Genomic DNA, 26575 nt, shown 5'->3' on the forward strand with positions numbered 1-26575 from the left:
ATTTTAGTTCTCGTTAGCGCTTTTTGGTAAATACTCAAGCTCTACACGTTGGTTAGGCTTCAAGTATTTTTTAGCCACACTCATAATCTCCTGCGGAGTAATTGAGCGGTAAATGTCAATTTCGGTATTGATGAGGTTTACATCATCGTATAGCATGTAGTAAGTTGCTAATGATGAAGCGATTCCTTCAACACTAGAATTAGCATTTACAAACTGATTTTCAAACTTGTTTTGCAATTTTTGGTAGTCGCGCTCAGATATTAACTCAGTTTGTAGTTTAACAATTTCCTCATCAATTTCCTTTTGAACATCGGCCATTGAGTTTTCTCCTTGAGGTAAGGCAAATAATATGTACATACTGTAGTCTTGTAAACTAAGGTTGATCGCTTGAACGGCCAGGGCCATTTTCTTTTCATCAACCAAGCGCTTATATAATTTAGAGCTTTTCCCATCACTTAAATAAGAAGAAATCATATCTAAAACTCTGGCATCTCTCGATTTGAAACCAGGTGTTCTGTAGCCTAAAACTAAAGCAGGAATTTGAATATTCGAATCATAGGCTTTTGCCTTAATGGTTTCAGTAATATCCTCTTCAACTGGATAGTTACGTTCAATATCGTTCCCTCGTGGAATTGGCTCAAAATAGTCTTTGATCATTTTTTTGGTTGATTCCGGCTCGAAATCGCCAGCAACTACTAGCACAGCGTTGTTTGGCACATAGTATTTGTCTTTGAACGCCATAAACTCTTCTAAAGTAGCAGCATCCAGATGCTCCATATAGCCTACGTTAGGGTCCTTATACGGATGCTTTACGAACAGATTTTTTTGGATAGCTTCTAAAATGCCTCCGTATGGACGGTTGTCATAACTCTGGCGACGCTCTTCTTTTACTACTTCATTTTGAGTATTGACTCCAACGGTATCAATAACCGGGTGAAGTAATCGCTCAGATTCCATCCATAAACCTAATTGAAGATTATTTGAAGGGAATACTTCATAGTAATAAGTTCGGTCTAAAGAAGTGGTAGCATTATTTGTCCCTCCATTAGAACTTACAAGCTTGAACCACGAACCTCGTTCAATATTTTTAGTTCCTTCAAATAAAAGGTGCTCAAAAAAGTGCGCGAAACCTGTGCGCTCTCGATCTCCGTCTTTACCGCCTACCTCGTACATAACCGACGTGGTTATCACAGGAGCGGTATTATCTTGATGAAGAATAACATGCATGCCATTGGCTAGATCGAACTCTTCAAATTTCACCTCTTGTGCACTTACGGCAAGTGACGCAAGCAAAGCAGAGGCAGCTAGCAATTGTTTTTTCATTAGTGTGTTTTTATTGAAATATTTTTAAACTAGTGGTAGGACGCGTTCCTACCAGTATTGTTACATACTTTTTACAAAAATAACCATTGATGCAGTATTTATATTGGTTTTAATAAATGTATTTGATCGCTTAGCTTTTTCTTTTTTCATATAAAATCAGTACCTTTTTATAACTATCAACCATAAAACCAATTAATTATGTTAAAAGAAGCAGGCTCGTCAGTTCGATATGCGCTTTTTATTTTCGCAGGGTTAGTAGCGTATTTTTTAATTCTACGCTTAGTTGGATTGCATGAAAACCCATGGCTTCGTTTGTTTAACGGAGTGATTGTTTCTTTTGGAATTTATAGCTCAATTAGGTTTTATAAAGCAGATCAAGATGAAGATTTCAGTTATGGTGGGGGATTTAAAACCGGGCTTTTAACAGGATTTATTGCAACAGTACTATTTGTTGTTTTTATGGCAATTTATATGTATCATATTGATCCTGCTTTTGTTGATGCATTATTAGATTATTGGAAGTCATCATACGCCCAGGGGCCTGGCATATTAATTGCGATACTAATCATTGAAGGATTCGCATCTTCTGTAGTGTTAACGCTAGCGTTTATGCAACTTTTTAAAAAGAGCAGAAACATTACTCAAACTACCTAAAAACACTTTGCCATTTAATTAAATAGAAGTATATTTGCAACCGCTTTCAAAACAAGGGTTTAATCACCTGTGTTTGAAGCATGTGTAAAAGCAAATAACAATTTTAATTAACACGTACGCTATGTATGCAATTGTAGAGATAGCAGGGCAGCAATTTAAAGTTGCGAAAGACCAAAAGGTTTTTGTACATCGTTTAGCATCTGAAGAAGGGGCTAAAGTATCTTTTAACAACGTAATGTTATTAGATGACGCTGGCAAAGTTACCATTGGCGCCCCGGCTATAGACGGAGCCGCTGTTGAGGCAAAAGTCTTAAAGCACCTTAAAGGTGACAAAGTAATCGTTTTCAAAAAGAAAAGACGTAAAGGTTACAAAGTAAAAAATGGTCACCGTCAGTCATTGACAGAGATCATTATTGAAGAAATTAAAGCTAGTGGCGCTAAAAAAGCTGCTCCTGCCAAAGCAAAGGCTGAAAAACCAGCTGCTAAAAAGGCTGCTGCTCCTAAAAAGGAAGAAGCAAAGCCAGCTGCTAAAAAAGCTGTAGCGCCTAAGAAAGAAGCTGCTCCGAAAAAAGCCACTCCGAAAAAGGCTGCTAAAGCTGATGATCTTAAGAAAATTGAAGGTATTGGTCCTAAAATTGCTGAGACTTTGGTTGCTGCAGGAATCGCAACGTTTGCTGATCTTGCAAAAGCGAAGCCGGCTAAAATTTCTGAGATCATTGAAGGAGTTCGCGGAAATCACGTAACTGACACATGGCCAAAGCAAGCTAAATTGGCTGCTGATGGTAAGTGGGATGAACTTAAGGAATTACAAGACAAATTAGACGGTGGTGTAGAAAAGTAATTTTCACTACCAAGTACTAACAAAATAAAACTTTAGACATGGCTCATAAAAAAGGAGTAGGTAGTTCTAAAAACGGTAGAGAATCAGAATCGAAACGCTTAGGTGTTAAGATATTTGGTGGTCAAGCTGCCGTTGCAGGAAACATCATCGTAAGACAACGCGGTACTGCGCACAATCCTGGTGAAAATGTGTATGCCGGTAAAGACCATACTTTACATGCCAAAGTAGATGGTATTGTAAAGTTCGAAAAGAAAAAGGGCGGAAAATCATTCGTATCTATCGTGCCATTTGAGGCATAATAACCTGTTTTCTTTAAAGGAATTAAAAACCCTGTCCGTTTTGGATGGGGTTTTTATTTTGCGGTCATATGTGATTTAATTAAATTATGATTGTAGTTTATTGTAACATTAATAATAACAGGATTACTAATTAACTATACATAAATCATAAATTATGTCACGCCATTCCCTTTTTGGTCCATCAAAAGATGAAATCTGGAAACAAATTGCCAACGATATCGACGGTGAGTTTATAGATCGTGGCTTTTGGAAAACCAACGAATTACGATACAATCATAAGGAGTGGGAACTGCTCTTAGATACTATTCATCGCGATAAAATAACGTATACCAGACTTAGAGTCCCCTTCTTGAATAAGGATAGCTTTTATTTTAAGATTTACCGTGAAGGTTTTTTTGCAGATATTGGTAAGTTCTTTGGCATGCAGGACATCGAAATAGGAGACCCTCGTTTTGACAATAATTACATTATCCAATCCAACAATAATAATAAAATAAGAAAGTTCCTTCGGGACCCTAAACTCAAAATACTATTTGAAATGATCCCAAAGGTTAGCGTTTCCATACGAAAAGATGAAGGTTGGTTTGGAAAGAAGTATCCCGATGGTGTGAATGTGTTGTATTTTGAACAAGCCGGGATTTTAAAAAACAAAGAAACGCTAAAATTACTTTTTCAATTGTTTGCTGAAATTCTTGATCGTTTGGTTGCCATTGATTCAGCTTATGAGAGTGATCCTAAAATGAGATTGTAGGTTACTGTCTTCCTTTAGAATGAATTACCCAAAACTACATCAGATTATTTTGCCAAATAACAACTAGGGTGATCGTATGAAAAAATGCAATAATTAGGTTACTCATCACAACAGGATTAGTTGCTGTACCCACAGTAAACGGCGTCGTAAATTTATACACGATTTGCACAACTAACAACGCAGCAACAAATTTGGGGTCTGGCTTAAAAAGAAGTAACATCGAGCCTAGTAAAATGGCTATATATACTGAAAGTAAAATTCCTCTGGCCGGAGTAAAACTCCCGTAACTGGCGTCGACCCAGCTAGCTTTTGTGATGAGGCCATAACAAATCGGCACTAAAACAACAATGTTAATGAGTAACGAAATTTTAATCAAATAAGACATGATGTTATCTTTTAAATTTTAGTTCTTTAGTATATCTCGAATGATCTTTAAATGATGTTGGGTATGTACCTTTAAAAATCGCCTGGTTTGATCTCTATTTAAATTACTAAAAACCGGATGTTCAAAAAAAGCATTTTCATCTAATGATTCAATTTTTTGAAGGTTCTGTCTTACTTCTTCTAATTGATTGTAAATGTCTTCTGTTTTAACAACCTCTGGTGGTCGCACACTTTGTGGGGATTCTGCCCGACCTCTTGGAATAAACCCAAATGTATTAGACATTAATCGAGGTACGCTAAAGCTGCTTTCATATGCATTGGGATCTGATGTTTCTAGATTTTCGGTAATCCTATTGACGGTTTTTAAAATGTGATCTAGATGCCATGAAACAGCTACTTGTGATACATTAGTGTTCTGTGCATCGCCATACTGGATATATTTTTCTATTCTGACGATTTCATCATTCAGAAAATTAGGATCTTGCTCTTTGTTGTTCACAATTGCAGCTGTTACAAATAACATAATAAGTACTATGATGATTGATGTGATAACTCTTTTGATCATGATGATTTTTGCTTAGTTAAAACTGAAATTTATATCCGAAATCTGGGAAAAACCCTATTTGGTCAACCTGATTGATCTCATTGGTTAATCGGTTATAGCGTGCGGCAAATATGTTTTCGTTTGCGGTAACGTTTTGTAAATCAACATAAAATTGATGTGATCGCTTTTTATTCTTACTATTTAGCTTAATACCAAATTTTACGTCCCATCTAAAATAACCATCATATTGCTCACTAAATGCAATATCGTCTTGGGTCACTTCAAAACCTGCTGCTTGTGATGCCGCCAGGTCAATAGGGGTGAAATAGCGGCCACCAGAAGCGGTGAGTCGGGTATCAAAAAAAAGAATGTTCTGTTTCGCTTTGCCTATTTTGAATTCTCTACCGGTTAATAGATTTACTACATAACCGTTATTAAATGGAGAGTTACGTTCGATGCCATCGCTTCCTTCGTATTTGCTTTCAAACAATGATGCAGTAAGCAATCCGTAATATCCTTGATCAAAAAATTTCTCTACAGTAAGTTCGATACCTTGGTTAAAACCTGAACCCTCATTGACTAGCGATACTTTATCGTTACTGAATACAAAATCAGCCCCCTCAGTTAAGGTCGAATAGAATGAAGGGAACGATTCTACTCCGGCTTTTGAGATATCTTGATAATAGACCTCAAGCTTTGCTCTCCAGCTATTGGATAATTTAGCATCATAACCAAGCACATAGTGACTGCTTTGCACAAAATCAAGGTCACGATTGGTTTGAACCAATGAACCGTTAATATTTTCATTTAAAAATAATAAGGGTAGGGGAATCGACTGATGGTGAATTCCGTAACCTAGGTTTATTTTATGGTTACGAGCTACTGCGTAATTAATTGCGGCTCGAGGTTCAAAAACGAATTGTTCATTTAATGAACTGTACTGACCATGCAAGCCGGTGTTGAGCGTTAATTTTTCAGTAAGTCTAAATTGTCCCTGAATATAGGGTTGTATGATACTTAGATTGTCATCAATGTTGTTGAAATTAAAAAGATCAGGGTCGCCATCACCATCATTGTCAGGCTGTTCGTCACGGGTGCTTTGATCGTAGTCAATACCAAAATTTTCTACTAAAACCCCTCCGCGAAGCGTACTTTTATTACTGAGTTTTGAATTAAATAGGGTAGAAAAGCTCAAACGATTTTCGTTATTATCCGATTCATTATATAATATAACGCGTTCCTGCGGAGTGTCTTTATTAATAAATCTGTCAGCGGTAAACTCATTTGTAGAAAAGGAACCCGAAAGCACAGTCCTTAGGTAAGAGTTATTACCAATGGGTATGCTATGTTTTAGTCCGACTACCCCAAATCCTGAATCGACAAATGCATTTTCATCTTCAGCCGAGAATAAATCATCTTCGTCAATGTCATCACCTAAAAACTCGATATCAGAATTTCCAATGATTCCAAATAAACTAAAACTACCTAGTTTACTCTTGCCGAAATCAAAATTAAATGAGATATCGTTATAATTAGGGGTAGCGGCTGTACCGCCTGCTCCCGCACCGATAAGACCAACCAACGAGTATCGCCCAGCAACTAAAAACGAGCCTTTGTTTTTTCCAAGAGGCCCTTCAGCCATCACCTCCACGCCGGTAAAAACCCCGACCTGTGCAGTATATTCATAATCATCGATGTTCCCTTTTCTAAATCCAAGATCAAATACGCCACCTAGGGCATTACCATACTCCGCAGGAAACGCTGAGGTAATAAAATCTGAATTTTTCAGCATGTTTGGATTTAAAGCCGATACGGGTCCGCCAGTTGTACCTGCGGTTGAATAGTGATTAGGGCTTGGAATAGGGATTCCTTCTAGTCGCCATAATAATCCGGTTGGGCTATTTCCTCTTACAACAATATCATTTCGGCTATCATCAGGAGCTGATACACCGGCGAAGTTGGCGGCAAGCCTGCCCACATCACTACGTCCACCTGAAAATCGGTTGACTTCTTCAACGCTAAACTGACGGGCTGATACCGTTGCTAATTTGTTCAGCGCTTGGTCCTTATTGGTATTGCTACTTGACAGCACCACCTCATCTAGTTGATTAAAAGATTCTACTAGTTTAATGTTGACTACAGCGTCTTTTCCAGATGTAACAACAATATTTGGAATGGTAGTGGTTTCAAAACCAATATAACTTACTCTTATTATTTGTCGACCTACTGGTACGTTATTCAATCTAAAATAGCCATCGGAATCTGTTACGATGCCAGTTGCAGTCTCAGTATTCAGTAATTCAACAGTAGCCCCTTCTAAAGGCATTTCAGATTGTTTATCGGTTACTAGTCCTTTGATAACACCTACTTGTGAATGTAGAAAGAACGTTAATAGCATACATGTTATGGTAAATAGCTTTTTCATGATTGATTTTGTTTTGATCAAATATGAAAAGCGTTAGCGGTATTTTGAAGTGCGGATTCTTTAAACGAAGATTTGTCTTGTAAAACAACGAATACGTATGTTTAACTGTGCTTCCTGGTGCAATCAGACTGAAAAACGATTAAACCTAGAAAATCAACAATTCAATGATAAATAGAACAGTTTGCATAAATTAAGCGTTAAATTGATTTATGGTTACTTATATTTATCGTTATCAAGTGTTTAAAAAAGATGTTGAAGCAGAAGCTAAAAAAATATTCGTTACGGTTTTTAGTTGTAATAGTGGTGTTTGGCCTCATTAAGCTAACTATCGATGACAGCTCTGTTACCGAGGAAAAAGAGCATATAGCTACCGTCTTGTTTTACTTTGGGACTGCTGTTTTTCTTTTTTTCTATACGTGGGAGACCAATGATTGGCTGGTAAAAAGATATTTAAAGAGACATCCCAATAGTACGCTTGATCTTGGCAGTAGTTCAAAAATACTGTTAACCAATTTGGCTTTGTTTCTGCCAGTTTCTGCAATAATTTACTATTCAGGAATTTTTGTTTTTGATGATATTTGTAGGCTAAATCCTAATGATCCTTGGCTGCGATTTCGCATTGACTTTTTACGCTCGGTGGTTCTTTGCTTAAGTCTGATGGCCTTTAATTTATTTTATTTTTCACTAAAGCAAAGTAAAGAGGTCGAGAATAAATTGCACGAAGTGGCAAAAGAAGCTACACTGTCAAAATACAAGTCCTTAAAGGACCAGATTAGTCCCCACTTTTTGTTTAATAGCCTAAATACACTTACTTCTTTAATGTATGAAGATCGGGATTTAGCTTCTGACTTTGTATCAAGATTGGCATCTTGTTATCGGTATATTTTAGATAATAGAGAGCAGGATTTAGTAAGTTTAGAAAAAGAGCTCAATTTTTTAGACTCTTTTATTTTTATGATGGATATACGACATAAGGATTCTGTCACGATATCTACCAATATTATGGTGAACCCAAAAGATTTTTTATTACCAACCTTATCGTTGCAGATGTTAGTAGAAAATGCGTTAAAGCACAATTACTTTTCAAAGGAAAAACCACTACAGATTAGAATCGAAGCCAAAGATTTTGAGATTGTGATTAAGAATAATTTACACAAACGACCTTTAGAAGAGCCAAGTACACAGTTGGGATTAAAAAATATCCAGAAACGATACTCTTTTTACACCGATAAAAAAGTAAGTACTGTAATGTCTGAAGAATTTTTTAGAGTGAGCATTCCCTTATTGTCAAAAAATGTTAAGCCATTATCATTATTAGCCGTTAGTTAGTTATGACCGCAGTAATAGTAGAAGATGAGAATATCGCATCAAGAAGGTTGGCAAACCTGATTGGTGAACTAGCACCTGATATTGAGATTGTAGCACAACTAACCTCGGTAGAAAGCGGATTAAAATGGTTTAAAAAGGAGCGACAACCGGATATTATTTTTCTGGATATTCAACTAAACGATGGTTATGGATTTGACATCTTAGATGCATTAGATAATCATGCTCCGGTAATTTTTACCACCGCATTTAATGAATACGCGATAAGAGGTTTTAAGTATAATGGCCTTGACTATTTATTAAAACCCATCGATAAAAAAGATTTGGAAAATGCACTGAATAAATTTCACAAAACGCAACCGGTGAAGGATTCACCGGACAAAATTGATCAACTAAGATCCATGTTTACCAAAGAATATAAGCACCGTTTTATGGTAAAAATTGGCAACCAGTTTAATATGTTTAAAGTGGATGATATCGCCTATTTTAAATCAGATGACGGCGCTATTTGCTTATATACGTATAAGGGGAAAAATTATCCGATTGAGTATTCCTTGGACCAATTAGAAGAAATATTAGACCCTATTCATTTTTTCAGAATTAACCGAAAATATGTTGTTTCTGTAAATGCTGTTGAAGAAATACACAGTTACTTTAATAGTCGGTTATTGCTTAAACTAAATCCTAGAAATGAAGATCAGATCATAGTTTCTAGAGAACGGACCAGTAACTTTAAAAAGTGGTTGGATTGTTAAAGCAAAAACCCCAACCAAAAAAGGTCGGGGTCAATACTTTATACTCAATACTAGGTACTCAATACTAATATCTATAATACTCCGGTTTAAACGGTCCTTCAACTTTTACACCAATATAATCCGCTTGATCTTTTCTAAGTTCTGTTAATTCAACTCCAATTTTAGCCAAATGAAGTTTTGCTACTTTTTCATCAAGATGCTTTGGCAGCATATATACTTCGTTTTTGTAGTTTTCTATATTGTTCCAAAGCTCAATTTGCGCCAGTGTTTGGTTTGTAAATGAATTACTCATTACAAAACTTGGGTGGCCTGTTGCACAACCTAAATTTACCAAACGACCTTCGGCTAGCAAGATAATGTCCTTACCATTAATGTTGTATTTATCAACTTGAGGCTTGATTTCTACTTTTTCACTGTTGCTATTTAACCAAGCAACATCAATTTCATTATCAAAATGGCCAATGTTACAAACAATGGTTTTGTCTTTCATTGCTTCGAAGTGTTCCCCTCTAACAATGTCCTTGTTTCCTGTTGTGGTGATTACCACATCAGCATTGGCAACAACAGTTTCCAATCTTTTTACTTCAAAACCGTCCATTGCTGCCTGCAGTGCGCAAATAGGATCAACTTCGGTAACCGTAACAATCGATCCCGCACCTTTAAATGAGGCTGCAGTACCTTTGCCTACATCACCATAACCACAAACGACCACGCGTTTTCCCGCAAGCATTACGTCCGTCGCACGACGAATTGCATCAACAGCACTTTCTTTACAACCGTATTTATTATCAAATTTTGATTTGGTAACACTGTCATTGACGTTAATCGCTGGCATTGGTAATGTTCCATTTGCCATACGCTCATACAATCTGTGGACACCAGTGGTAGTTTCTTCTGAAAGTCCATTAATTCCTTCAACCAACTCCGGATAACGATCTAAAACCATATTGGTCAAGTCACCACCGTCGTCAAGAATCATATTCAAAGGTTTTCTGTCTTCACCAAAGAATAATGTTTGCTCGATACACCAGTCAAACTCCTCTTCATTCATTCCTTTCCAAGCATAAACAGGGATACCGGCAGCTGCAATTGCAGCGGCAGCTTGATCTTGTGTCGAGAAAATGTTACAAGAACTCCATGTAACTTCAGCGCCAAGTGCCACTAAAGTTTCAATTAAAACCGCAGTTTGAATCGTCATATGCAAACAACCTGCAATACGAGCCCCCTTTAAAGGCTGCTCATCTTTATATTCTTCACGCAAAGACATCAATCCCGGCATTTCTGCCTCTGCCAATTCAATTTCTTTTCTTCCCCAGTCAGCAAGTGTAATATCTTTTACTTTATAAGCCGTGTATGGAACTGTGTTTGTACTCATTGTATTTATGTTTACTTTCGTCTGAAATTTTTGCTGTGCAAAGGTACATAATAACTTGGTAGTAGATGCCTCTTTACAAAACAATAACACTTGAGAATAATAGCCGGGTATATATCTGGAAAATAGACGAAAGCAGAGATGATTTTTTGAAGAGAATGGATTTAAAACCCACTTCTCAAGAACGGGTTAATGGTATGAAATCTGTTCAGCATCAACGCGGATTTCTAAGTGTACGTATGTTATTGGCGGAGGCGGGCTATTCTGATTTCGATTTGTTTTACGATGAAGAAGGGAAACCTCACTTGAAAGATGGGAAGCATATTTCTATTACTCATTCGTTCAGTTATTCAGGCATTATTGTTAGTGATGAGAATGTTGGGATCGATATAGAAATGCAGCGTGATAAAATAGAGGTGATTGCACATAAGTTTTTAAAATATGAGTTTGAATATACTACTGATAGTGATTATGTTCGAATATTAACTGTAATTTGGGGAGCCAAAGAGGCTATTTATAAGATGTTCCCTCCGAGAGGATTGAGTTTTAAGGATCATGTTAAAGTCATTCCCTTTCAAGTTGATGAACAATTGGGAAAAGCCTGGGCACATTTTGAAGAAGTAGCTCAAAAATATCAACTTCATTGGTTAGAATTTGATGGGTATACCTGCGTTTACGCTCTAGAGGATTAGATTTTTAAGAAGCAAGAAACTCAACTATTAATAGTATCTCAAATCTAACTACTAACTACTCAATACTAAAAAATGAACATATCAATCGAACTTACGTTAACACCGCTTCAAGATAATTTTGAACAACCGATTATTGCATTCATTAAAAAACTTAGAGCATCTAAATTCACTGTTCTTGAAAATCCGCTTAGTACTCAAATTTATGGTGCATATGATGAGGTGATGCCATTTATCCAACAGGAAGTTAAAACAGCTTTTGAAAATGTAGATCATATTCTAGTAAATATGAAAGTCGTAAAATCAGATAGAAGCAATTATGAGCCCCATTTTTGATTTTTTTCTGGAGTCCTATAAGGATACTTCCGTTTTTTTTATAATTCTAGAAGCCTTTGCATTTGTTTTTGGAATAGCAAGTGTCGTTTATGCTAAAAAAGATAATATTCTTGTTTATCCTATCGGTCTAGTAGCAACAATCATTACAGTTTACCTACTTTATAAAGCAGCGTATTTTGGAGACATGATGATGAATTTTTATTATTCAATTATGAGTATCTACGGTTGGTGGAATTGGTCAAGAAAAAGAGAGAACCTAAAAGTGATCAAAATATCACGTACAAATGGAAAAGAGAAATTAATTGGTTTTGGTATGTTTCTAATCACAATGCTGGTCACGTTTTTAGTGTATAAAACTGCTAATTATGAAATAGAAGCTGCTAATTACATTGATATTTTTACCTCTGGAGTATTTTTTACTGCAATGTGGTATATGGCAAATAAAAAAATAGAAAACTGGACTTTATGGATTTTTGCAGATTTAATAACCGTTCCATTGTATGCTTATAGAGGTTTGGGAATGTTATCGTTGCAATATCTTATTTTTACAATACTTGCTATTCAAGGGTATCGCGCATGGAAGAAAAACTTAGACAGCACTCCAGTAACATTATAAAAATTGTTTGTTTTGGCCCGGAATCTACAGGAAAAACAACCCTGTCTAAGGAATTGGCTGCTCATTATAAGGAGCCTTGGGTTGCTGAATATGCGCGAGAATATCTTCAAGAGAAATGGGACAAAACCAAAGAAGTTTGTCAGCCGGAAGATTTGCTACCAATAGCAGCGGGACAAATTACAGCTGAGAATAGGCTTACCTTAAACGCCGATAAACTGTTATTTTGTGATACTGATTTATTGGAGACTAAAGTATATTCTGAAGCGTATTATGTTGGTAGTTGTGATCCCCTACTTGAAAAGTACGCATTACAAAATACCTACCATCTATATTTGTTAACGTATATCGATACTCCGTGGGTGGCTGATGATTTAAGAGACAAGCCAGATGAACGAGAAAGGATGTTCACTTATTTTAAAAACACTCTTGATCAATATGATAGGCCATATATTTTAGTGAAAGGAACCAAAAAAGAGCGTTTTAATACCGCAGTAAGAGAAATCGATCGTTTACTGAACACAACATAAATATGCTAGAACTTACAGACCAACATAAAACCCAATTAGCTGATAGAGGGATAAGCGAGAATGAATTAAACAGACAATTACAGCTATTTAAATCTGGAATTTTACCATTGAATATTATTGCTCCTGCCACTGTAGATAATGGCATAACTGTTTTAGACAAAGAAGCCTTCCATCTTGCTGAGGTGTATGAAAATGCTAAGAATAACCTTGATATTATAAAGTTTGTGCCTGCTTCAGGCGCAGCGACCCGTATGTTTAAGTTTCTGTTCGAGTTTCTTAATGATTACAATGTCGAAAAAGAATCAATTAACGCATATATTAATAGAAAAAGAGAAACAAGCTTACGTACTTTTTTTGTGGGAATTGAAAAGTTGCCTTTTTACAATGAAGTACTAGCGCAATTAAAGGAAGTTGAACCAAACTACAATGGGCTTTCTTCCGATGCTTTTCGACTTCTTTTTGTTAAAACGTTGGTTACTGAGGTTGGTTTAGATTATGGCGCTTTCCCAAAAGGTCTTATTCCTTTTCATCAATATAAGAGCCATTTGGCAACACCCTTTCAAGAACATTTGTTTGAAGCAGCTGGATACGCAGCCAATAACGAGTATGCTAAATTACATTTCACTGTATCTGAAGATCACCTTGAAAAATTCAAGAATAAGGAAGAAGAGATACAGGCCAAAGTCTCAGAAAAAACTGGAATCGCATTTGATATTGAGTATTCTTTTCAGAAGGCCTATACTGATACGGTTTCTGTTGACTTGAAAAATAACTTACTTGAAGACAATGAGGGTCAATTAGTATTTAGACCAGGAGGACATGGCGCCTTAATCGAAAATTTAAATACCATAGACGCTGATATTATTTTTATTAAAAATATTGACAATGTGGTAGTACAGCGGTATGAAGAGGCAGTTACTTCAAATAAGAAAGTTTTAGCTGGTAAATTACTTGAATTACAGCGACAAATATTTCGATATTCAAGAGCTTTAGAAGCTAATCCCGATTCGCTTGATCTAGAAGAAATACTTCAATTTGTGTATAGTAGTTTAAACGTACAGGTAAGTTCTGAGTTTGAAAAATATGCTCGAAAATATCAGGTTGAATATTTGCTTGAAAAATTAAACAGGCCAATTAGAATATGTGGGATGGTCAAAAACGAAGGGGAACCTGGTGGAGGACCCTTTTGGGTAAAACATGAAAGTGGTATCACAAGTTTGCAGATTGTAGAGTCAGCACAGATAAATAAAAAGGACAAAGAACAAACCAAATTGTTCAAAAAGTCGACGCATTTTAATCCAGTTGATCTAGTATGTGGTGTGCGTGATCATCATGGTATTAAATATGACCTCACAAAGTTTGTGGATAAGAAAGCCTATTTCATCGCTGCAAAATCAAAAGATGGCAAGAAATTGAAAGCTTTAGAGCTGCCAGGGCTATGGAATGGGGCTATGGCAAATTGGAACACCATCTTCGTACAAGTTCCTTTAACAACATTTAATCCGGTAAAAACGGTAAATGACTTATTCAAACCTGCACATCAGGTAAAAGACGAGTAAGTCTAGCTCATTAGAAAGCAAAAATATGTCTTCCAAGTAAGTCGATTTAGATTTTATATAACCACAAAACTAAGAGCAAAAGATTAAAGTATTCTTGCTATGAACAAATCAATTTGTGGAAAAATTCCACACCCAAACTGTAGAATCTACAAAAAATTTGAAGAGCTGATTTAGGTTTCATTTTTCTTTTATCAAAATTAACATATTGATAATCAATATGTTACAATTTATGTATTATTTCATTTAATTTTTTGGCACAACTATTCCTTTAGAAATAAGCAAGTAAAACACTTTGTAAATTTTAAAGAATTATATCATGAAAAAATTATTGTTAGTACCTGCGTTAGCCTTAGGATTTGTATTTAGCGTTACGGCTCAACAAGCTGACGAAGCTGAAACCGCTGTTGTAACATCTGCAACTCAAGATTTCGTAGAGATTGCAGTTGATAATTTGCCACAAGCAGTAAAAGATGCAGCAGCAAAGGACTATGCAGAGCACACCATATCAAAAGCCTATGCAACAGCAGACGCGCTTACTTTTAAATTAGAATTAGCGGATAAAGCTGGTGAAACATCTACTGTTTATTGTGATGCTGAAGGAAATTGGATTAAGCAAGAAGAAGAAAAATAAAAGATCTCTGAGCAAGCTTAAGTGCTATGTATTGAGAGATCATTTAGATTTCGAGGCGAGCCTTGAAATATATTAATCTCGATTATCGAGTAAAAGTTTACGAGTTCTTTAAGTAGAATTAGTTGATTATTTTCATTTAGGGTTAGTTTAGCTTTTAACGGAGCTGCTTAAGAGAGGTCATTTTTAATGGCCTCTCTTATTTTTTTTGACAAATTTTAAAAGTCCGTTAACACGGGTCGTTGCGTATATAAAATAACCTTAATGTAAATGCCTAAACTACTTATCATAGACGATGATGTCGCATTTTCTACAATGTTGGCGACCTTTCTTGGCAAAAAATCATACCAAGTAGAGACTTCATATGATGCTAAAACCGGGTTAGCTAAATTAAAGGAAGGGAGTCTGGACCTTGTAATTACCGACCTTCGTTTACCCGATCAGGATGGCCTTTGGTTATTAAATCAAATAAAAGCAGATAAAAAAGAAACACCAGTTATGGTTATGACCAGCTATGCTGATATTTCTACTGCGGTAAATGCCATGAAAAATGGAGCCTTTGATTATATAGAAAAACCTTTTCAGCCAAATATATTACTAGAAAAAGTAGAGGCTGCGTTAAAAGTAGTGACTGAACCGGAGACGCGGCAAAAACAAAATGTTATTCCTAATGGTAGCCCCAAGTTTTTAAAAGGATCTAGTCCAGCTTCAAGAAAGTTAAACGAATTTATTGACTTAGTCGGCCCAACGGATATGTCAGTTCTTATTATTGGCGAAAGTGGGACCGGAAAAGAAAATGTCGCAAGAACCATTCATGCAAAGAGCAATAGAAAAGATCAACCCTTTGTTGCAGTTGACTGCGGTGTTATCCCGAAAGAATTAGCAGCTAGTGAGTTTTTTGGACATTTAAAAGGTTCATTTACAGGGGCAATTAATGACAAAATAGGTCATTTTGAAGCCGCGAATGGAGGAACTCTTTTTTTAGATGAAATCGGAAATTTGAGTTACGAAACTCAAGTACAATTGTTGCGGGCATTGCAAGAACTCCGAATTAAACCAGTAGGCAGTAATAATGAGATCACGGTAAATGTAAGAGTAATTGCAGCGACCAACGAAGATTTGACCAAAGCAACAGTAGGTGGTAAGTTTCGTGAAGATTTATATCATAGGCTTAATGAATTTTCAATTAAGGTGCCATCATTAAAAGATCGTGGCAACGATTTAATGCTTTTCGCTTTGCATTTCTTGGAACAGGCTAATTTCGATCTTAATAAGAATATCGTTGGATTTACAGAAGAGGCCCAAGAATTGATCAATGCATATAACTGGCCAGGTAATTTGAGAGAACTAAAAAATGTGGTTAAAAGGGGGGTTTTGCTATCGTCTGGAAGTTTGATTGAAGTTGTTGTTCTTCCATCAGAAATGACAGAAACCGCTACTAAGGAAAAGTTTAGTTTATATAATGCAGATAATGAGATAGTACTAATAAAAAAAGCATTACAAGAAACAGAAGGAAATAAAACTAAAGCAGCTAAACTAATGCAGATTGATCGTAAAACACTTTACAACAAACTCAAGTTGTATGGGATTGGCTAATTTCATCCTCTAAATGACTGAATAAGAATTGAACAGAATTCCCAAGATCTTCGATGAGTTTCGAAAGTTCATAATCAGATAAAGCTTCATTGTTAAATTCTAAAACTTCCAATATAGTGACGATTTGTTTTGAACCAATTTGTTTGAACATGGGGGTCAATCTGTGAGCGATGTAACCAATTTTTGTACGGTTGGTTGTATGCTTTTGTAATGTAACGAGTTGTTCTTTAGTGTTTTCAATAAATACTTCTAAAATTTTTTTTACAGCATCGGAATCACCTTGAACAAATTCCCCTATTTCTGATAGATCATAGATAATGTTATTTTTAGTCTCAGCTAACTGATTATTTTTTGTTTCAATAAAGCGTTCTCCACTTAGAACAGTAGCCAGTGCTTCTAACAGAAATTGAGATTTGTAAGGCTTGTCAACTTTTATGATAAACCCTGCATTAATATACGCATCGATAGACAAGTCTGTGCGACCTGACAAGGCAATAATAGGGGTGGAAACCCCATTTTTCTGAAGTCTGTCTACAAACCAAAAACCATCATAATTGGGCATTTGTATATCAGTAATTACTAGATCGAACCATCTTTCCTTTAGTATAGATAAAGCGCGTTTTGCATTGTTCCTTGCGGTCACATTTAAGCCATTTCTTGATAATACCTCTTTGAGTAAGGTTAACTGATTGGGGTCATCGTCTACAATTAAAATTGATTTATTTTTTAGGTTAGATATATCCTTTTGTTTGATAAAGTTCTTGTTTTCTTTTAAAGTCTGATTAGCATCAAGATCAACAGGGATTTCCATTCTAAAGGTACAGCCTTCTCCCAATGCACTTATAACGCTAATCGATCCGCCTAGTAAGTAAGTGAGTTTTTTAGCAATGGTTAAACCCAACCCACTACCACCATATACATCTTCTGTGTCATTATCTGCCTGCGTAAATTCCTCAAAAATAAGTTCTTGTTTGTCTTTTGCTATGCCGATTCCCGTATCTGTTACATCTACTATCAAATAAGGTTTATCACTTCTATTATCAATATCAGCCCGGAGACTGATGCTCCCATTTTCAGTGAATTTAATGGCATTGGACAATAAATTAACTACAATTTGTTTGATTCGAAGTGGATCGGTTACTATCTGTTTGCCTTTAATTTTTTCAATGTCAAGAATATATTTGATACGGGGGTTAGGAGCACTATTAGTCAGCTCGTTAAAGGTTTGATCTAATAAAGAAGCGACCTCAAATGTTTTTGGCTCGATAGTAACTTTGTTGCTTTGTAATTTCGAAAGAACAAGTAAATCATTTACCAGTTGTAGAGTAAAGTTAGTGGCACTTTTTAACTGGTTGATATAATGTCGTTGTTTTTTGTTTTGATCGGTTTGTTCAAGTAATTCAGTAAAACCGGAAATGGTAGTTAGCGGCGCCCTAAGATCATGGGTAATGGCTGCCATTAATTGTTCTTTACTCTTCAAGATTGACTCTGCATACTTTTTTGAGGTCTCTAATTGCTGTTCATATTCATATCTTTTTTTATTATCTCGAGCGATTATTAATATAAAAACTAATATGATAAATAAAGCCCCAAATCCCGTGTATTTTAGGGTTTTTGCCGTTCTAGACATTCTACTTTCTAACTGTTTGTTTTGTTGAATAGACCTTAAGATTGCCCCCTTTTCAACATCCACAAGAATGCCTCTAATTTTATTGGTTATTGTCTGATCACTTTCTAATAAAGAACGCTCCTTTTTAGAGAGTACTTTTTTAAAACGCATATTCTGTTCGTTAAGTTTAGCTAGTGTTTTTTTAACTGCAAGCGCTAAAGAATCAGTATGCTGTTTTTTCTTGTTGTCACTTCTTAAAAATTCAAGGTAGTCTACAATAACTCTTTTGACATACGGATCATAATCGGCCAACCTAGGGTCATTTTCATAGTCTTCAAAAATGATATCAGTTTTGGATAGCTCGTCAATGGCTTTTTTGTAATAGTTTTTAGAAAGCTCTTTTCTCTTTAAAGACGAAAGCTCTTTAACTGTAGCTGTCTTTTTATCTAACAAAACCTTAATGCTGTCAAGTTTATCTACCTGTTCCGGATTTGGGTAAGCAACTAACAACGAATCGATCGTTTTTTTAATCGTTGTGATCTGGTTTTGGTAGGTTTCAAATTTCTTTTTTGATCCAGATTGCATGGCCGCTCTAGCCGAAATTTCGGCTGCATATAAATTGGTTAAGGTGTTGCTGATAATCAGTAGTTGTTCGTTCTTGCTTTCCGGTGTGGTTGCGGCTTTTGAAAAATAAGGGAGTTGATTATAAAGAAATACTACCGCAAATGCAGCCACTGCGGTTACCAGTATGTAACCAAAAATAACCTTAGTGGTAATTGATTTCTTTGCTTTTGACATCAATATATATACGGTAGAACTACATCTAATAGCTCTAAAAAAAGTGAAATTTTGATTCTTTATATCCCGTTTTGGTTGTAGTTTTGCGTTCACATCTCGAAGGGGTGCTTTGATCAGTTATGAGTTCAGGGTTTATAGTTAAGAGTAACACTTGTAACCCATACTTCTAAACTGAAAAGGCTGAGATTATACCCATTGAACCTAGAACAGGTAATGCTGTTTAGGAACGCGGTTGGCACATTGTCAAATGTTGCCAAGAATCATTTATTAACAAACTGAATAATGACCCCTTTTATTCGTATAAATTTCATACGAATGAAACGTTTATTATCAATTGCAGCGGTATTTTTAGTTCAATTTGCCATTGCACAAGAACAATTCAAACTATCGGGCTTAGTCACCGATGAAAACAATCAACCTTTTCCTGGAGTTTCTATAATCATTAAAGGAACAACTATAGGAACTACCACAGATTTTGAGGGGAAGTATGCGCTTACATTATCAAAAGGTACATACACGCTTCAATTTAATTATTTGGCACCCGAGCCATTTGAAAAGGAGGTGGTAATTTTAAAAAACACTACCCTCGATGTGCAATTGGGAAAAAGAGAATTTGCCTTAGACGAGGTACTGGTATCAGCTACACGGGTGACTGCCAAAACACCTATAGCTTTTACCAACATCACTAAGGAGGAGTTACAATCAATCAACCTTGGACAAGATTTACCTATTATTATAGACCAGCTACCTTCAGTAGTCACTACGTCAGATGCAGGTGCGGGTATTGGTTATACTGGTATTCGGGTACGAGGTACCGATGCAACTCGTGTGAATGTAACTATTAACGGAATACCGTATAACGATGCAGAGTCTCAAGGGACTTTTTGGGTAAATATGCCTGATTTTGTGTCATCAGTAGATGATATTCAAGTGCAAAGAGGGGTGGGGACATCGACAAATGGTGCTGCTGCTTTTGGTGCAACGGTTAATTTAAAGACGAATAAACCATCATCAGAAAGTTATGCCACTATCATAAACTCATTCGGTTCTTTTGGTACCAATCGTCATAATGTTCAATTAGGAACTGGGCTTAGAAACGGATTTTATGCTGAGGTTCGATTATCAAAAATTCAGTCTGATGGGTATATAGATCGAGCAACTTCTGATCTTAAATCTTTTTATGTTGAAGGTGGGTTTTTAAACCAAAACACAGCGATAAAAGCTCTTGTTTTCGGAGGGCAAGAACGTACGTATCAATCGTGGTTTGGGACACCAGAATCAAGGGTTAAGGGTACTGATGCTGATATACAAGCATATATTGATCGTAATTTTTTAAGTGATGCAGAAGCAGAAAATCTATTAAATTCTGGGCGTACGTATAACTTTTATACTTACGAAAATCAGGTTGATAACTACAATCAAGACCACTATCAATTGCATGCAACCCATCAATTTAATGATAAGTTTTCAGGTAATTTATCACTTAATTATACGTATGGTCGTGGGTTTTTCGAGCAATTTAGAGAAGGTGATGATCTAGGCGATTATTTTCCCAACAGTCCAAATACTGATGAAGGTGGTGATGTAGTGAGAAGACGTTGGTTAGATAACGATTTTTATGCTTTGGTATATTCTTTGAACTATAAAGTCGAAGGGCTTAATGCCAATTTTGGTGGAAGTTTTACAAGATATGATGGTGATCATTTTGGGGAAATCATTTCAGACACGTTTCCTTCAGCAATTGCAACAGGTACAGAGTATTATTTTAGCAATGGAGACAAACGAGACATCAATGTTTATGCGAAAGCTGAATATAATATTAATCAGCAGTTTTTAGTATTTGGTGACCTGCAATACCGCGCTGTTGATTACCAGACATTTGGTACAAGTTCTGATTTACTCCCAATAGCAGTCGATCAAAATTTTGGTTTTTTTAATCCTAAAATGGGATTGTCTTATGCTTTTGATAAAAACCAAACGGTATATGGTTCGTTTTCCGTTGGAAATAGAGAGCCAAACCGAGACGATTTAATTAACAACCCCAATGCAAAAAGAGAACAGCTATTTGATTGGGAATTTGGGTATCGCCTACAGAATAATGAATTAGCATTTAATGCCAATTTCTATTTTATGGACTACAAAGATCAATTAGTACTAACGGGTGCAATTGATGATACCGGTGGGCCAATTAGACAGAACGTAGATAGAAGTTATCGTGCGGGTATTGAGCTGCAAGCAACATATAAGCCTGTACAAAAATGGACGTTTTCTGCCAATGCCACTTTAAGTCAAAACAGAATAAAATCATTTGACTTTCTTGTTTTCGATACTCAGTTTGACCCTGCTACTTTCGATACTGTTTCTTTTGGACCGGTTACCACCACTTTAGAAGATACAGATATTGCATTTTCTCCAAATATTATAGCGGGTAGTGTTATAAGCTATCAACCAGTAGAACAACTTAAACTAAGCGTGCTTAGTAAATATGTTGGGAATCAATTTTTAGACAATACATCAAGCGATAGCAAGAAAATAGACAGTTACTTCGTTAACAATTTTAATGCGTCTTGGGTGCTAAAACCAAATTGGATTAAAGAGGTACGATTTGATTTGTTGGTAAACAACTTTTTAAATGAGTTGTATGAATCCAATGGTTATACTTTTAGCTATTTTTTCAGACCAGAAGGCTCTAACGACCCAGCAATCACTGAAAACTTTCTTTATCCGCAAGCTGGCACTAACTTTTTATTAGGAATGACATTAAATTTTTAGGTATATAACGCGCTCCCTTTAATTCCCTCTCCTAAAAAGGAGGGGGGTTGGGAACGGTGATTTTATTAATTGGAAACCGTTACAATTCCGTTACTTTCTATTGCTCGATAATTAAGCATTGGGTATACCTGTTGATCCCCTCCTGGTGGATTTAAAAGTTGCCCGTTGCCAAGGCTATAACGATAATCTTCACAACTGCATTGGGCTTCCACTCCGTTTACCTGCATCGTACTGCAATTATTAGGCACATGATTTGGGCAGCTGGCTTCCCAGGCAACAAAACCAATACCTGAGTTAAAAACAATAATACCCCCAATACCAGCATTTGCAAAATACTGGCTATTGCCAGTGAATGATAAGTTGCTATTTAAGGAAAGGTTGATATCGAAAGAAAAAGCAGTATCCAATAAAAATGGATTTCTATTTAGGCGATTGTCATCGTTTTTACAAGATAAAAACACCAATAAAAACAGTAGTATAATAAATCGATTCATGCAGTTCTTTTTTGCAAGGTAGTTAAACAAAACACAGTAATGTGTATGTTTATTTTGGATTAACATTTATTTGCAATGAGGGTTATATACATCAATAATCGCTTAAATTATTCGTATATTTGATTAAAATCCCGCTATGATGGGATTTTTTGTGTTTATATATGAGCTATAATAAAATGAAATTGAAATTATGAGCAAGGTGTCTTATTATACCCAAGAAGGATTAAAAAAACTAAGGGACGAGCTAAGTCATTTAAAAGATGTGGAGCGACCTCGTGCTTCGCAAGCAATTGCAGAAGCAAGAGATAAGGGTGATTTGTCGGAAAATGCGGAGTATGATGCTGCTAAAGAAGCGCAAGGACTTCTAGAAATGAAAATATCAAAATTAGAAGAAACGCTTTCTGGAGCACGATTAATTGATGAGTCGCAACTCGATACGTCAAAAGCATTGGTATTATCTACAGTTAAAATAAAAAACCAAACCAATGGTATGGAAATGAATTATACATTGGTTGCTGATGGCGAAGCTGATCTTAAATCAGGAAAAATATCGGTTAATTCACCAATAGGAAAAGGACTTTTAGGAAAGTCAGTAGGAGAAGTTGCAGAGATTAACGTGCCTAATGGCACTCTTAAATTTGACATTTTAGAGATTACTCGAGAATAACAATTCTATTTTTAATCAACCGTAAAAACCAGTTAAACAATTATATAGTTGTTAGCTGGTTTTTTGATAACCGTTTTTCTACTTTTAACAATAACAAATAAAAAAGATGGCTTCAATTTTTACCAAGATTATTAAAGGGGAAATCCCTTGTCATAAGGTAGCTGAAAACGATGAGTTTCTAGCATTTTTGGATATTAATCCAAACGCTTGGGGCCATACTCTGTGCATTCCTAAAAAAGAGGTTGACAAAATATTTGATCTTGATGAAGGTACTTATAATGGGCTAATGCAATTTTCAAGAAAAGTAGCCTTAGCTATCGAAAAGGTAGTGCCTTGTAACCGGGTAGGTATAGCTGTTGTGGGTTTAGAAGTACCTCATGCACATGTGCACCTTATTCCTATAAATTCAATGAGTGATATGGATTTTAAGAATAACACTGCTAGATTGCAAGAGGAGTTTGCTGCTTTAGCCAGCGAACTTTCTAAAAAAGTCTAGGCAATAACATTCAATACGATCTCCATAGTCGTGCCCTTTCCAATTTCTGAATGGCTAACACGTAATTTTCCCTGATGATAGTCTTCTATAATGCGTTTTGCCAAAGATAAGCCAAGGCCCCATCCTCTTTTTTTTGAGGTAAATCCCGGTTCAAATATTTGATTAAACTGGCTTCTAGGGATTCCTTTTCCCGTGTCTATAATCTTAATCTTTACCTCTTTGTCACTTAATCTTGCAACTACCCGTAAAAGACCTTTTCCTTTCATAGCATCGATAGCGTTTTTAACTAAATTTTCGATGGTCCAGCTATATAATTGCGAGTTTAAGTTTACATAAATAAAATCTTCTGGGACCTGCAATTCAAATGTAATGAGTTTCGAACTGCGCATTTTTAAGTAATTGAAGGTATTGGTCGTTTCAGCTATAATATTAGTTCTTTCTAATTTTGGTATGGATCCTATTTGAGAAAAACGCTCGGTAATGGTTTGAAGGCGTTCGACATCTTTATTGATCTCTACTAAAGTACTTTCCTCTACATTCTGAGAACGCAGTATCTCAATCCAACCCAGTAATGATGATAATGGGGTGCCTATTTGATGCGCTGTTTCTTTAGCCATACCGGCCCAAAGCTTATTTTGTTCTGATATTTTAGAGGTGCGATAAAAGAAATAGGTGACAGTGGCGAAAAGTACAATAATTAATACAAGAGCAATCGGGAAGTAGGTAAGCTTTTTTAATAAGGATGAATTTCCATAATAAAGCCGTTGATTTAAAAAATTGTCATACTCAATTTTAATGGGCTCATTGTCTTTTTTAATTCGTTCCAACATTTTGTAGATGTAGTTGGGGTCTTTTGCAATTTTTAAGGTGTCAATGTTATCGTAACCAACAATACTATCATTTTTATCAACGATAATCATAGGAGAGCTCAATTTACCCCGAACCGTATACCAATATGCTAATTCGCTTATATCTTCATCCGGGTCCTGTCGTTGTATTTCGTGCTGTGCAACGGCCCAGCCTTCCATTTTAACGCGTTCCTCAGTTTTCATAATACGGAACAATGAATTGGTATTCCAAACGATAAGTACAACAACAATAAAAGAGCAAACAATGATAATGCGTCTTGTTATCGTTTTTTGGTCTTCAAATAACATTTAGGTGCGTTGGTGTTACAGCGATTAAATATAAGTTAATTTGATGATACCTTTATCTATATTCCTTTTTTTGAGCGCACGACTTTAGTTACTTTTGCTACAAATTAAATAGTAAGGATGTTATCAATAGACCCGAAAGAAATTGCGATACCAAAACTACATGGTTATTTGTTGGGTGCAATTGGTCCAAGACCTATAGCTTTTGCGAGTACCATTGATGTCAAGGGTAGGCCAAATTTATCACCTTTTAGCTTTTTTAATGTGTTTAGTGCAAATCCCCCTATTTTAATTTTTTCTCCGGCAAGACGGGTACGTAATAATACTACTAAACATACGCTAGAAAATGCAGAGGCCACCGGGGAGGTGGTTATCAATGTTGTAAATTACGATATTGTACAACAAATGTCATTATCTAGCACGGAGTATGCAGAAGGAGTCGACGAGTTTAAAAAATCAGGTTTAACAGCGGTTCGTTCAGAAAAAGTAAAGCCATTTCGTGTTAAAGAGTCTCCAGTGCAGTTTGAGTGTTTCGTTAAAGAAGTCACTAAATTAGGAACCGAAGGCGGTGCAGGTAACTTGGTTATCTGCGAAGTGGTAAAAATGCATATTGAAGAAGCAGTACTAGATGAAAATGGAATTATTGATCAGCATAAAATAGACCTAGTGGCGCGTATGGGGGGTAACTGGTATAGTCGTGCAAATATGGGTATGTTTGAAGTGCCAAAACCTTTGTCGAGCTTGGGTATAGGAGTTGATAAAATACCTTATGAAATTAAAAACAGTAAGGTGTTAACTGGTAATGATTTGGGTAAATTAGGTAATGTAGATGCACTGCCTAGTAGCGATGAGGTTGCAAATTTTGTGAACAAGTCTATTGGGATAAAAGCTATTTTAAGTGCTGATGATGAAGAAAAAGTTCATTTAAAAGCACAAGAATATTTAAATAAAAATGAAGTACTTTCAGCTTGGAAAGTATTGTTGGCAATAAATTAAAAATAACGATGGAAATTACAGGAAGTATTAAGATGATTGATGAAACTAAAACCTATGGAAGTAATGGTTTTAGAAAACGCGAATTGGTGGTAACAACGGATGAGCAATACCCGCAACATATTTTAATAGAGTTTATTCAAGATAAGTGTGATTTATTGAATAGCTATCAAGTGGGGCAGCAAGTAAAAGTTAGTATTAATATTAGAGGACGTGAGTGGGTAAACCCGCAAGGCGAAACCAAATATTTTAACTCGATACAAGGTTGGAGAATTGAGAATTTAGCTCCAGCAGCCAATACGAACCAAGGCGTGCCGCCTGTACCGCCAATGGAAGCTTTCGAACCAGCTACGGATCTAAACGAAGAAGAGCACGACGATTTACCTTTTTAAAAAGTAAATACCAACAAAAAATCCCTGCTTTTTAGTAGGGATTTTTTGTTGGTATAAGTCCATGTTCTTGTGCACTAAATAGTGCTTTTATTTCTGGCTTATTAAGCTCTACCAAGGTCAATACGCCAAGAACAATGCCTAATGCGCCTGTAAGACAATTAAGAATGGCAACCACAAAAATAAAAGTATAGTTGGTGCGTTGGCCCAAATACTTAGCTGCATATAAGGTTAATATGCCTAAAGTTATAGTAATGAGAAAGCCGATACCTCCTATAATTACAAAAATCATCCCTGGATTAAATGGTAAGTCATTATTGCTAGAATCTAGCATGATAGCTGCACTAAAAAATCCACCCATAGCCATATAGAGCACAAAGAAGAGTGAAAATACTAGGGTAAGTATTCCTTTTATAATGAACAAAGTACGATACGTATCTACATTATGCATGATTATAATAAAATTGATGTATCTAATAGGTATATAAATCAACGATTATGTTACACTGATGCTGAATTGACAAGGACTTTACATTAAAAATGAACAAATATATTTGAATCAAACTTTGGTTGATATG

The 26575-nt window shown here is 35.9% G+C and carries 27 protein-coding genes; 18 read left to right on the forward strand and 9 right to left on the reverse strand.

Annotated elements, in window-relative coordinates; all coding sequences use genetic code 11:
* Window positions 1-3 precede the first annotated feature (3 nt).
* Window positions 4-1323, reverse strand: coding sequence for a M16 family metallopeptidase (locus ABN763_RS07085; protein WP_410484745.1), 1320 nt, complete (start codon window positions 1321-1323; stop codon window positions 4-6).
* A 198-nt stretch (window positions 1324-1521) separates the two neighbouring features.
* Here ABN763_RS07085 and ABN763_RS07090 point away from each other — a divergent pair, with 198 nt between their 5' ends.
* The 4 genes from ABN763_RS07090 (at window position 1522) to ABN763_RS07105 (ending at window position 3868) form a co-directional block, all read left to right on the forward strand.
* A complete protein-coding gene (locus ABN763_RS07090; RefSeq protein ID WP_410484746.1) occupies window positions 1522-1977 on the forward strand; it encodes a DUF4199 domain-containing protein in 456 nt (151 codons plus the stop codon).
* Window positions 1978-2098: 121 nt separating this feature from the next.
* Complete coding sequence (gene rplU / locus ABN763_RS07095; protein ID WP_410484747.1) at window positions 2099-2818, forward strand: 50S ribosomal protein L21; 720 nt, start codon at window positions 2099-2101, stop codon at window positions 2816-2818.
* A 38-nt stretch (window positions 2819-2856) separates the two neighbouring features.
* The gene (rpmA, locus tag ABN763_RS07100; RefSeq protein WP_410484748.1) at window positions 2857-3117 is read left to right on the forward strand and encodes a 50S ribosomal protein L27; all 261 of its coding nucleotides are present in this window, start codon (window positions 2857-2859) and stop codon (window positions 3115-3117) included.
* Window positions 3118-3271: 154 nt separating this feature from the next.
* Window positions 3272-3868, forward strand: a complete 597-nt coding sequence (locus tag ABN763_RS07105; RefSeq protein ID WP_410484749.1) for a hypothetical protein — start codon at window positions 3272-3274, stop codon at window positions 3866-3868.
* A 34-nt stretch (window positions 3869-3902) separates the two neighbouring features.
* Here ABN763_RS07105 and ABN763_RS07110 read toward each other — a convergent pair whose 3' ends face one another.
* The 3 genes from ABN763_RS07110 to ABN763_RS07120 are packed head-to-tail and all read right to left on the reverse strand — an operon-like array spanning window position 3903 to window position 7221.
* The gene (locus ABN763_RS07110) at window positions 3903-4253 is read right to left on the reverse strand and encodes a hypothetical protein (protein ID WP_410484750.1); all 351 of its coding nucleotides are present in this window, start codon (window positions 4251-4253) and stop codon (window positions 3903-3905) included.
* 18 nt (window positions 4254-4271) lie between these two features.
* Window positions 4272-4817 carry a DUF1569 domain-containing protein gene (locus tag ABN763_RS07115; RefSeq protein WP_410484751.1) on the reverse strand — a complete coding sequence of 182 codons (546 nt, stop codon included), beginning with the start codon at window positions 4815-4817 and terminating at the stop codon, window positions 4272-4274.
* 16 nt (window positions 4818-4833) lie between these two features.
* Window positions 4834-7221: a TonB-dependent receptor gene (locus tag ABN763_RS07120; RefSeq protein ID WP_410484752.1), complete on the reverse strand. Its 2388-nt coding sequence runs from the start codon at window positions 7219-7221 to the stop codon at window positions 4834-4836.
* A gap of 249 nt (window positions 7222-7470) precedes the next feature.
* Here ABN763_RS07120 and ABN763_RS07125 point away from each other — a divergent pair, with 249 nt between their 5' ends.
* Both ABN763_RS07125 and ABN763_RS07130 read left to right on the forward strand, forming a co-directional pair.
* Entirely contained in the window at window positions 7471-8550 is a 1080-nt protein-coding gene (locus ABN763_RS07125) for a sensor histidine kinase (protein ID WP_410484753.1), read from the forward strand.
* A gap of 2 nt (window positions 8551-8552) precedes the next feature.
* Window positions 8553-9302 (forward strand): LytR/AlgR family response regulator transcription factor, encoded by a 750-nt coding sequence (locus ABN763_RS07130; RefSeq protein WP_410484754.1) that lies wholly within the window; start codon window positions 8553-8555, stop codon window positions 9300-9302.
* A gap of 64 nt (window positions 9303-9366) precedes the next feature.
* On the opposite strand, the gene ahcY is transcribed toward ABN763_RS07130, so the two are convergent.
* Window positions 9367-10677, reverse strand: a complete 1311-nt coding sequence (ahcY, locus tag ABN763_RS07135; protein ID WP_410484755.1) for an adenosylhomocysteinase — start codon at window positions 10675-10677, stop codon at window positions 9367-9369.
* A gap of 65 nt (window positions 10678-10742) precedes the next feature.
* Between ahcY and ABN763_RS07140 the strand changes: the two genes are divergently transcribed.
* From ABN763_RS07140 to ABN763_RS07170, 7 genes are all read left to right on the forward strand, one after another.
* Complete coding sequence (locus ABN763_RS07140) at window positions 10743-11366, forward strand: 4'-phosphopantetheinyl transferase family protein (protein WP_410484756.1); 624 nt, start codon at window positions 10743-10745, stop codon at window positions 11364-11366.
* Between the two features lie 72 nt (window positions 11367-11438).
* Complete coding sequence (locus ABN763_RS07145) at window positions 11439-11699, forward strand: YkoF family thiamine/hydroxymethylpyrimidine-binding protein (protein WP_410484757.1); 261 nt, start codon at window positions 11439-11441, stop codon at window positions 11697-11699.
* On the forward strand, window positions 11683-12315 hold the full coding sequence (pnuC, locus tag ABN763_RS07150) for a nicotinamide riboside transporter PnuC (RefSeq protein ID WP_410484758.1): 633 nt from the start codon (window positions 11683-11685) through the stop codon (window positions 12313-12315). Before ABN763_RS07145 ends, pnuC begins: the two co-directional genes overlap by 17 nt.
* Window positions 12276-12842 (forward strand): AAA family ATPase, encoded by a 567-nt coding sequence (locus ABN763_RS07155; RefSeq protein WP_410484759.1) that lies wholly within the window; start codon window positions 12276-12278, stop codon window positions 12840-12842. Before pnuC ends, ABN763_RS07155 begins: the two co-directional genes overlap by 40 nt.
* A gap of 2 nt (window positions 12843-12844) precedes the next feature.
* Entirely contained in the window at window positions 12845-14401 is a 1557-nt protein-coding gene (locus ABN763_RS07160; RefSeq protein WP_410484760.1) for a DUF4301 family protein, read from the forward strand.
* 316 nt (window positions 14402-14717) lie between these two features.
* Window positions 14718-15032 (forward strand): hypothetical protein, encoded by a 315-nt coding sequence (locus tag ABN763_RS07165; protein WP_410484761.1) that lies wholly within the window; start codon window positions 14718-14720, stop codon window positions 15030-15032.
* A 267-nt stretch (window positions 15033-15299) separates the two neighbouring features.
* Window positions 15300-16625 carry a sigma-54-dependent transcriptional regulator gene (locus ABN763_RS07170; protein WP_410484762.1) on the forward strand — a complete coding sequence of 442 codons (1326 nt, stop codon included), beginning with the start codon at window positions 15300-15302 and terminating at the stop codon, window positions 16623-16625.
* Here ABN763_RS07170 and ABN763_RS07175 read toward each other — a convergent pair.
* On the reverse strand, window positions 16603-19032 hold the full coding sequence (locus ABN763_RS07175) for a hybrid sensor histidine kinase/response regulator (RefSeq protein ID WP_410484763.1): 2430 nt from the start codon (window positions 19030-19032) through the stop codon (window positions 16603-16605). The two genes, ABN763_RS07170 and ABN763_RS07175, sit on opposite strands and share 23 nt — an antisense overlap.
* A 315-nt stretch (window positions 19033-19347) precedes the next feature.
* Here ABN763_RS07175 and ABN763_RS07180 point away from each other — a divergent pair, with 315 nt between their 5' ends.
* Window positions 19348-21804, forward strand: coding sequence for a TonB-dependent receptor (locus ABN763_RS07180; protein WP_410484764.1), 2457 nt, complete (start codon window positions 19348-19350; stop codon window positions 21802-21804).
* A 65-nt stretch (window positions 21805-21869) separates the two neighbouring features.
* On the opposite strand, the gene ABN763_RS07185 is transcribed toward ABN763_RS07180, so the two are convergent.
* Window positions 21870-22298, reverse strand: a complete 429-nt coding sequence (locus ABN763_RS07185; RefSeq protein ID WP_410484765.1) for a hypothetical protein — start codon at window positions 22296-22298, stop codon at window positions 21870-21872.
* Between the two features lie 190 nt (window positions 22299-22488).
* Between ABN763_RS07185 and greA the strand changes: the two genes are divergently transcribed.
* Together greA and ABN763_RS07195 are read left to right on the forward strand one after the other, a co-directional pair.
* Window positions 22489-22965: a transcription elongation factor GreA gene (gene greA, locus ABN763_RS07190; RefSeq protein WP_410484766.1), complete on the forward strand. Its 477-nt coding sequence runs from the start codon at window positions 22489-22491 to the stop codon at window positions 22963-22965.
* A gap of 106 nt (window positions 22966-23071) precedes the next feature.
* Window positions 23072-23461, forward strand: coding sequence for an HIT family protein (locus ABN763_RS07195; RefSeq protein ID WP_410484767.1), 390 nt, complete (start codon window positions 23072-23074; stop codon window positions 23459-23461).
* On the opposite strand, the gene ABN763_RS07200 is transcribed toward ABN763_RS07195, so the two are convergent.
* Window positions 23458-24618, reverse strand: a complete 1161-nt coding sequence (locus ABN763_RS07200) for a sensor histidine kinase (RefSeq protein ID WP_410484768.1) — start codon at window positions 24616-24618, stop codon at window positions 23458-23460. The two genes, ABN763_RS07195 and ABN763_RS07200, sit on opposite strands and share 4 nt — an antisense overlap.
* A gap of 117 nt (window positions 24619-24735) precedes the next feature.
* On the opposite strand from ABN763_RS07200, the gene ABN763_RS07205 reads away from it, so the two are divergent.
* Both ABN763_RS07205 and ABN763_RS07210 read left to right on the forward strand, forming a co-directional pair.
* A complete protein-coding gene (locus tag ABN763_RS07205; RefSeq protein WP_410484769.1) occupies window positions 24736-25611 on the forward strand; it encodes a flavin reductase family protein in 876 nt (291 codons plus the stop codon).
* Window positions 25612-25619: 8 nt separating this feature from the next.
* Window positions 25620-26000, forward strand: a complete 381-nt coding sequence (locus ABN763_RS07210; protein WP_410484770.1) for a DUF3127 domain-containing protein — start codon at window positions 25620-25622, stop codon at window positions 25998-26000.
* A 31-nt stretch (window positions 26001-26031) separates the two neighbouring features.
* On the opposite strand, the gene ABN763_RS07215 is transcribed toward ABN763_RS07210, so the two are convergent.
* Window positions 26032-26448, reverse strand: coding sequence for a hypothetical protein (locus ABN763_RS07215; protein WP_410484771.1), 417 nt, complete (start codon window positions 26446-26448; stop codon window positions 26032-26034).
* Window positions 26449-26575 lie beyond the last annotated feature (127 nt).

Source organism: Spongiivirga sp. MCCC 1A20706, assembly GCF_046524175.1.
Taxonomy (GTDB): domain Bacteria; phylum Bacteroidota; class Bacteroidia; order Flavobacteriales; family Flavobacteriaceae; genus Spongiivirga.

What these genes read in the sequence shown, in the direction of transcription:
- ABN763_RS07155 (WP_410484759.1), top strand. Translation starts at nt 12,276, where the DNA reads ATGGAAGAAAAACTTAGACAGCACTCCAGTAACATTATAAAAATTGTT.
- ABN763_RS07200 (WP_410484768.1), bottom strand. Translation starts at nt 24,618, where the DNA reads ATGTTATTTGAAGACCAAAAAACGATAACAAGACGCATTATCATTGTT.
- ahcY (WP_410484755.1), bottom strand. Translation starts at nt 10,677, where the DNA reads ATGAGTACAAACACAGTTCCATACACGGCTTATAAAGTAAAAGATATT.
- ABN763_RS07180 (WP_410484764.1), top strand. Translation starts at nt 19,348, where the DNA reads ATGAAACGTTTATTATCAATTGCAGCGGTATTTTTAGTTCAATTTGCC.
- ABN763_RS07125 (WP_410484753.1), top strand. Translation starts at nt 7,471, where the DNA reads ATGTTGAAGCAGAAGCTAAAAAAATATTCGTTACGGTTTTTAGTTGTA.
- ABN763_RS07120 (WP_410484752.1), bottom strand. Translation starts at nt 7,221, where the DNA reads ATGAAAAAGCTATTTACCATAACATGTATGCTATTAACGTTCTTTCTA.
- ABN763_RS07175 (WP_410484763.1), bottom strand. Translation starts at nt 19,032, where the DNA reads ATGTCAAAAGCAAAGAAATCAATTACCACTAAGGTTATTTTTGGTTAC.
- ABN763_RS07085 (WP_410484745.1), bottom strand. Translation starts at nt 1,323, where the DNA reads ATGAAAAAACAATTGCTAGCTGCCTCTGCTTTGCTTGCGTCACTTGCC.
- pnuC (WP_410484758.1), top strand. Translation starts at nt 11,683, where the DNA reads ATGAGCCCCATTTTTGATTTTTTTCTGGAGTCCTATAAGGATACTTCC.
- ABN763_RS07160 (WP_410484760.1), top strand. Translation starts at nt 12,845, where the DNA reads ATGCTAGAACTTACAGACCAACATAAAACCCAATTAGCTGATAGAGGG.
- ABN763_RS07105 (WP_410484749.1), top strand. Translation starts at nt 3,272, where the DNA reads ATGTCACGCCATTCCCTTTTTGGTCCATCAAAAGATGAAATCTGGAAA.
- ABN763_RS07145 (WP_410484757.1), top strand. Translation starts at nt 11,439, where the DNA reads ATGAACATATCAATCGAACTTACGTTAACACCGCTTCAAGATAATTTT.
- greA (WP_410484766.1), top strand. Translation starts at nt 22,489, where the DNA reads ATGAGCAAGGTGTCTTATTATACCCAAGAAGGATTAAAAAAACTAAGG.
- ABN763_RS07170 (WP_410484762.1), top strand. Translation starts at nt 15,300, where the DNA reads ATGCCTAAACTACTTATCATAGACGATGATGTCGCATTTTCTACAATG.
- ABN763_RS07090 (WP_410484746.1), top strand. Translation starts at nt 1,522, where the DNA reads ATGTTAAAAGAAGCAGGCTCGTCAGTTCGATATGCGCTTTTTATTTTC.
- rplU (WP_410484747.1), top strand. Translation starts at nt 2,099, where the DNA reads ATGTATGCAATTGTAGAGATAGCAGGGCAGCAATTTAAAGTTGCGAAA.
- ABN763_RS07205 (WP_410484769.1), top strand. Translation starts at nt 24,736, where the DNA reads ATGTTATCAATAGACCCGAAAGAAATTGCGATACCAAAACTACATGGT.
- ABN763_RS07215 (WP_410484771.1), bottom strand. Translation starts at nt 26,448, where the DNA reads ATGCATAATGTAGATACGTATCGTACTTTGTTCATTATAAAAGGAATA.
- ABN763_RS07140 (WP_410484756.1), top strand. Translation starts at nt 10,743, where the DNA reads ATGCCTCTTTACAAAACAATAACACTTGAGAATAATAGCCGGGTATAT.
- ABN763_RS07130 (WP_410484754.1), top strand. Translation starts at nt 8,553, where the DNA reads ATGACCGCAGTAATAGTAGAAGATGAGAATATCGCATCAAGAAGGTTG.
- ABN763_RS07195 (WP_410484767.1), top strand. Translation starts at nt 23,072, where the DNA reads ATGGCTTCAATTTTTACCAAGATTATTAAAGGGGAAATCCCTTGTCAT.
- ABN763_RS07115 (WP_410484751.1), bottom strand. Translation starts at nt 4,817, where the DNA reads ATGATCAAAAGAGTTATCACATCAATCATCATAGTACTTATTATGTTA.
- ABN763_RS07185 (WP_410484765.1), bottom strand. Translation starts at nt 22,298, where the DNA reads ATGAATCGATTTATTATACTACTGTTTTTATTGGTGTTTTTATCTTGT.
- ABN763_RS07110 (WP_410484750.1), bottom strand. Translation starts at nt 4,253, where the DNA reads ATGTCTTATTTGATTAAAATTTCGTTACTCATTAACATTGTTGTTTTA.
- ABN763_RS07165 (WP_410484761.1), top strand. Translation starts at nt 14,718, where the DNA reads ATGAAAAAATTATTGTTAGTACCTGCGTTAGCCTTAGGATTTGTATTT.
- ABN763_RS07210 (WP_410484770.1), top strand. Translation starts at nt 25,620, where the DNA reads ATGGAAATTACAGGAAGTATTAAGATGATTGATGAAACTAAAACCTAT.
- rpmA (WP_410484748.1), top strand. Translation starts at nt 2,857, where the DNA reads ATGGCTCATAAAAAAGGAGTAGGTAGTTCTAAAAACGGTAGAGAATCA.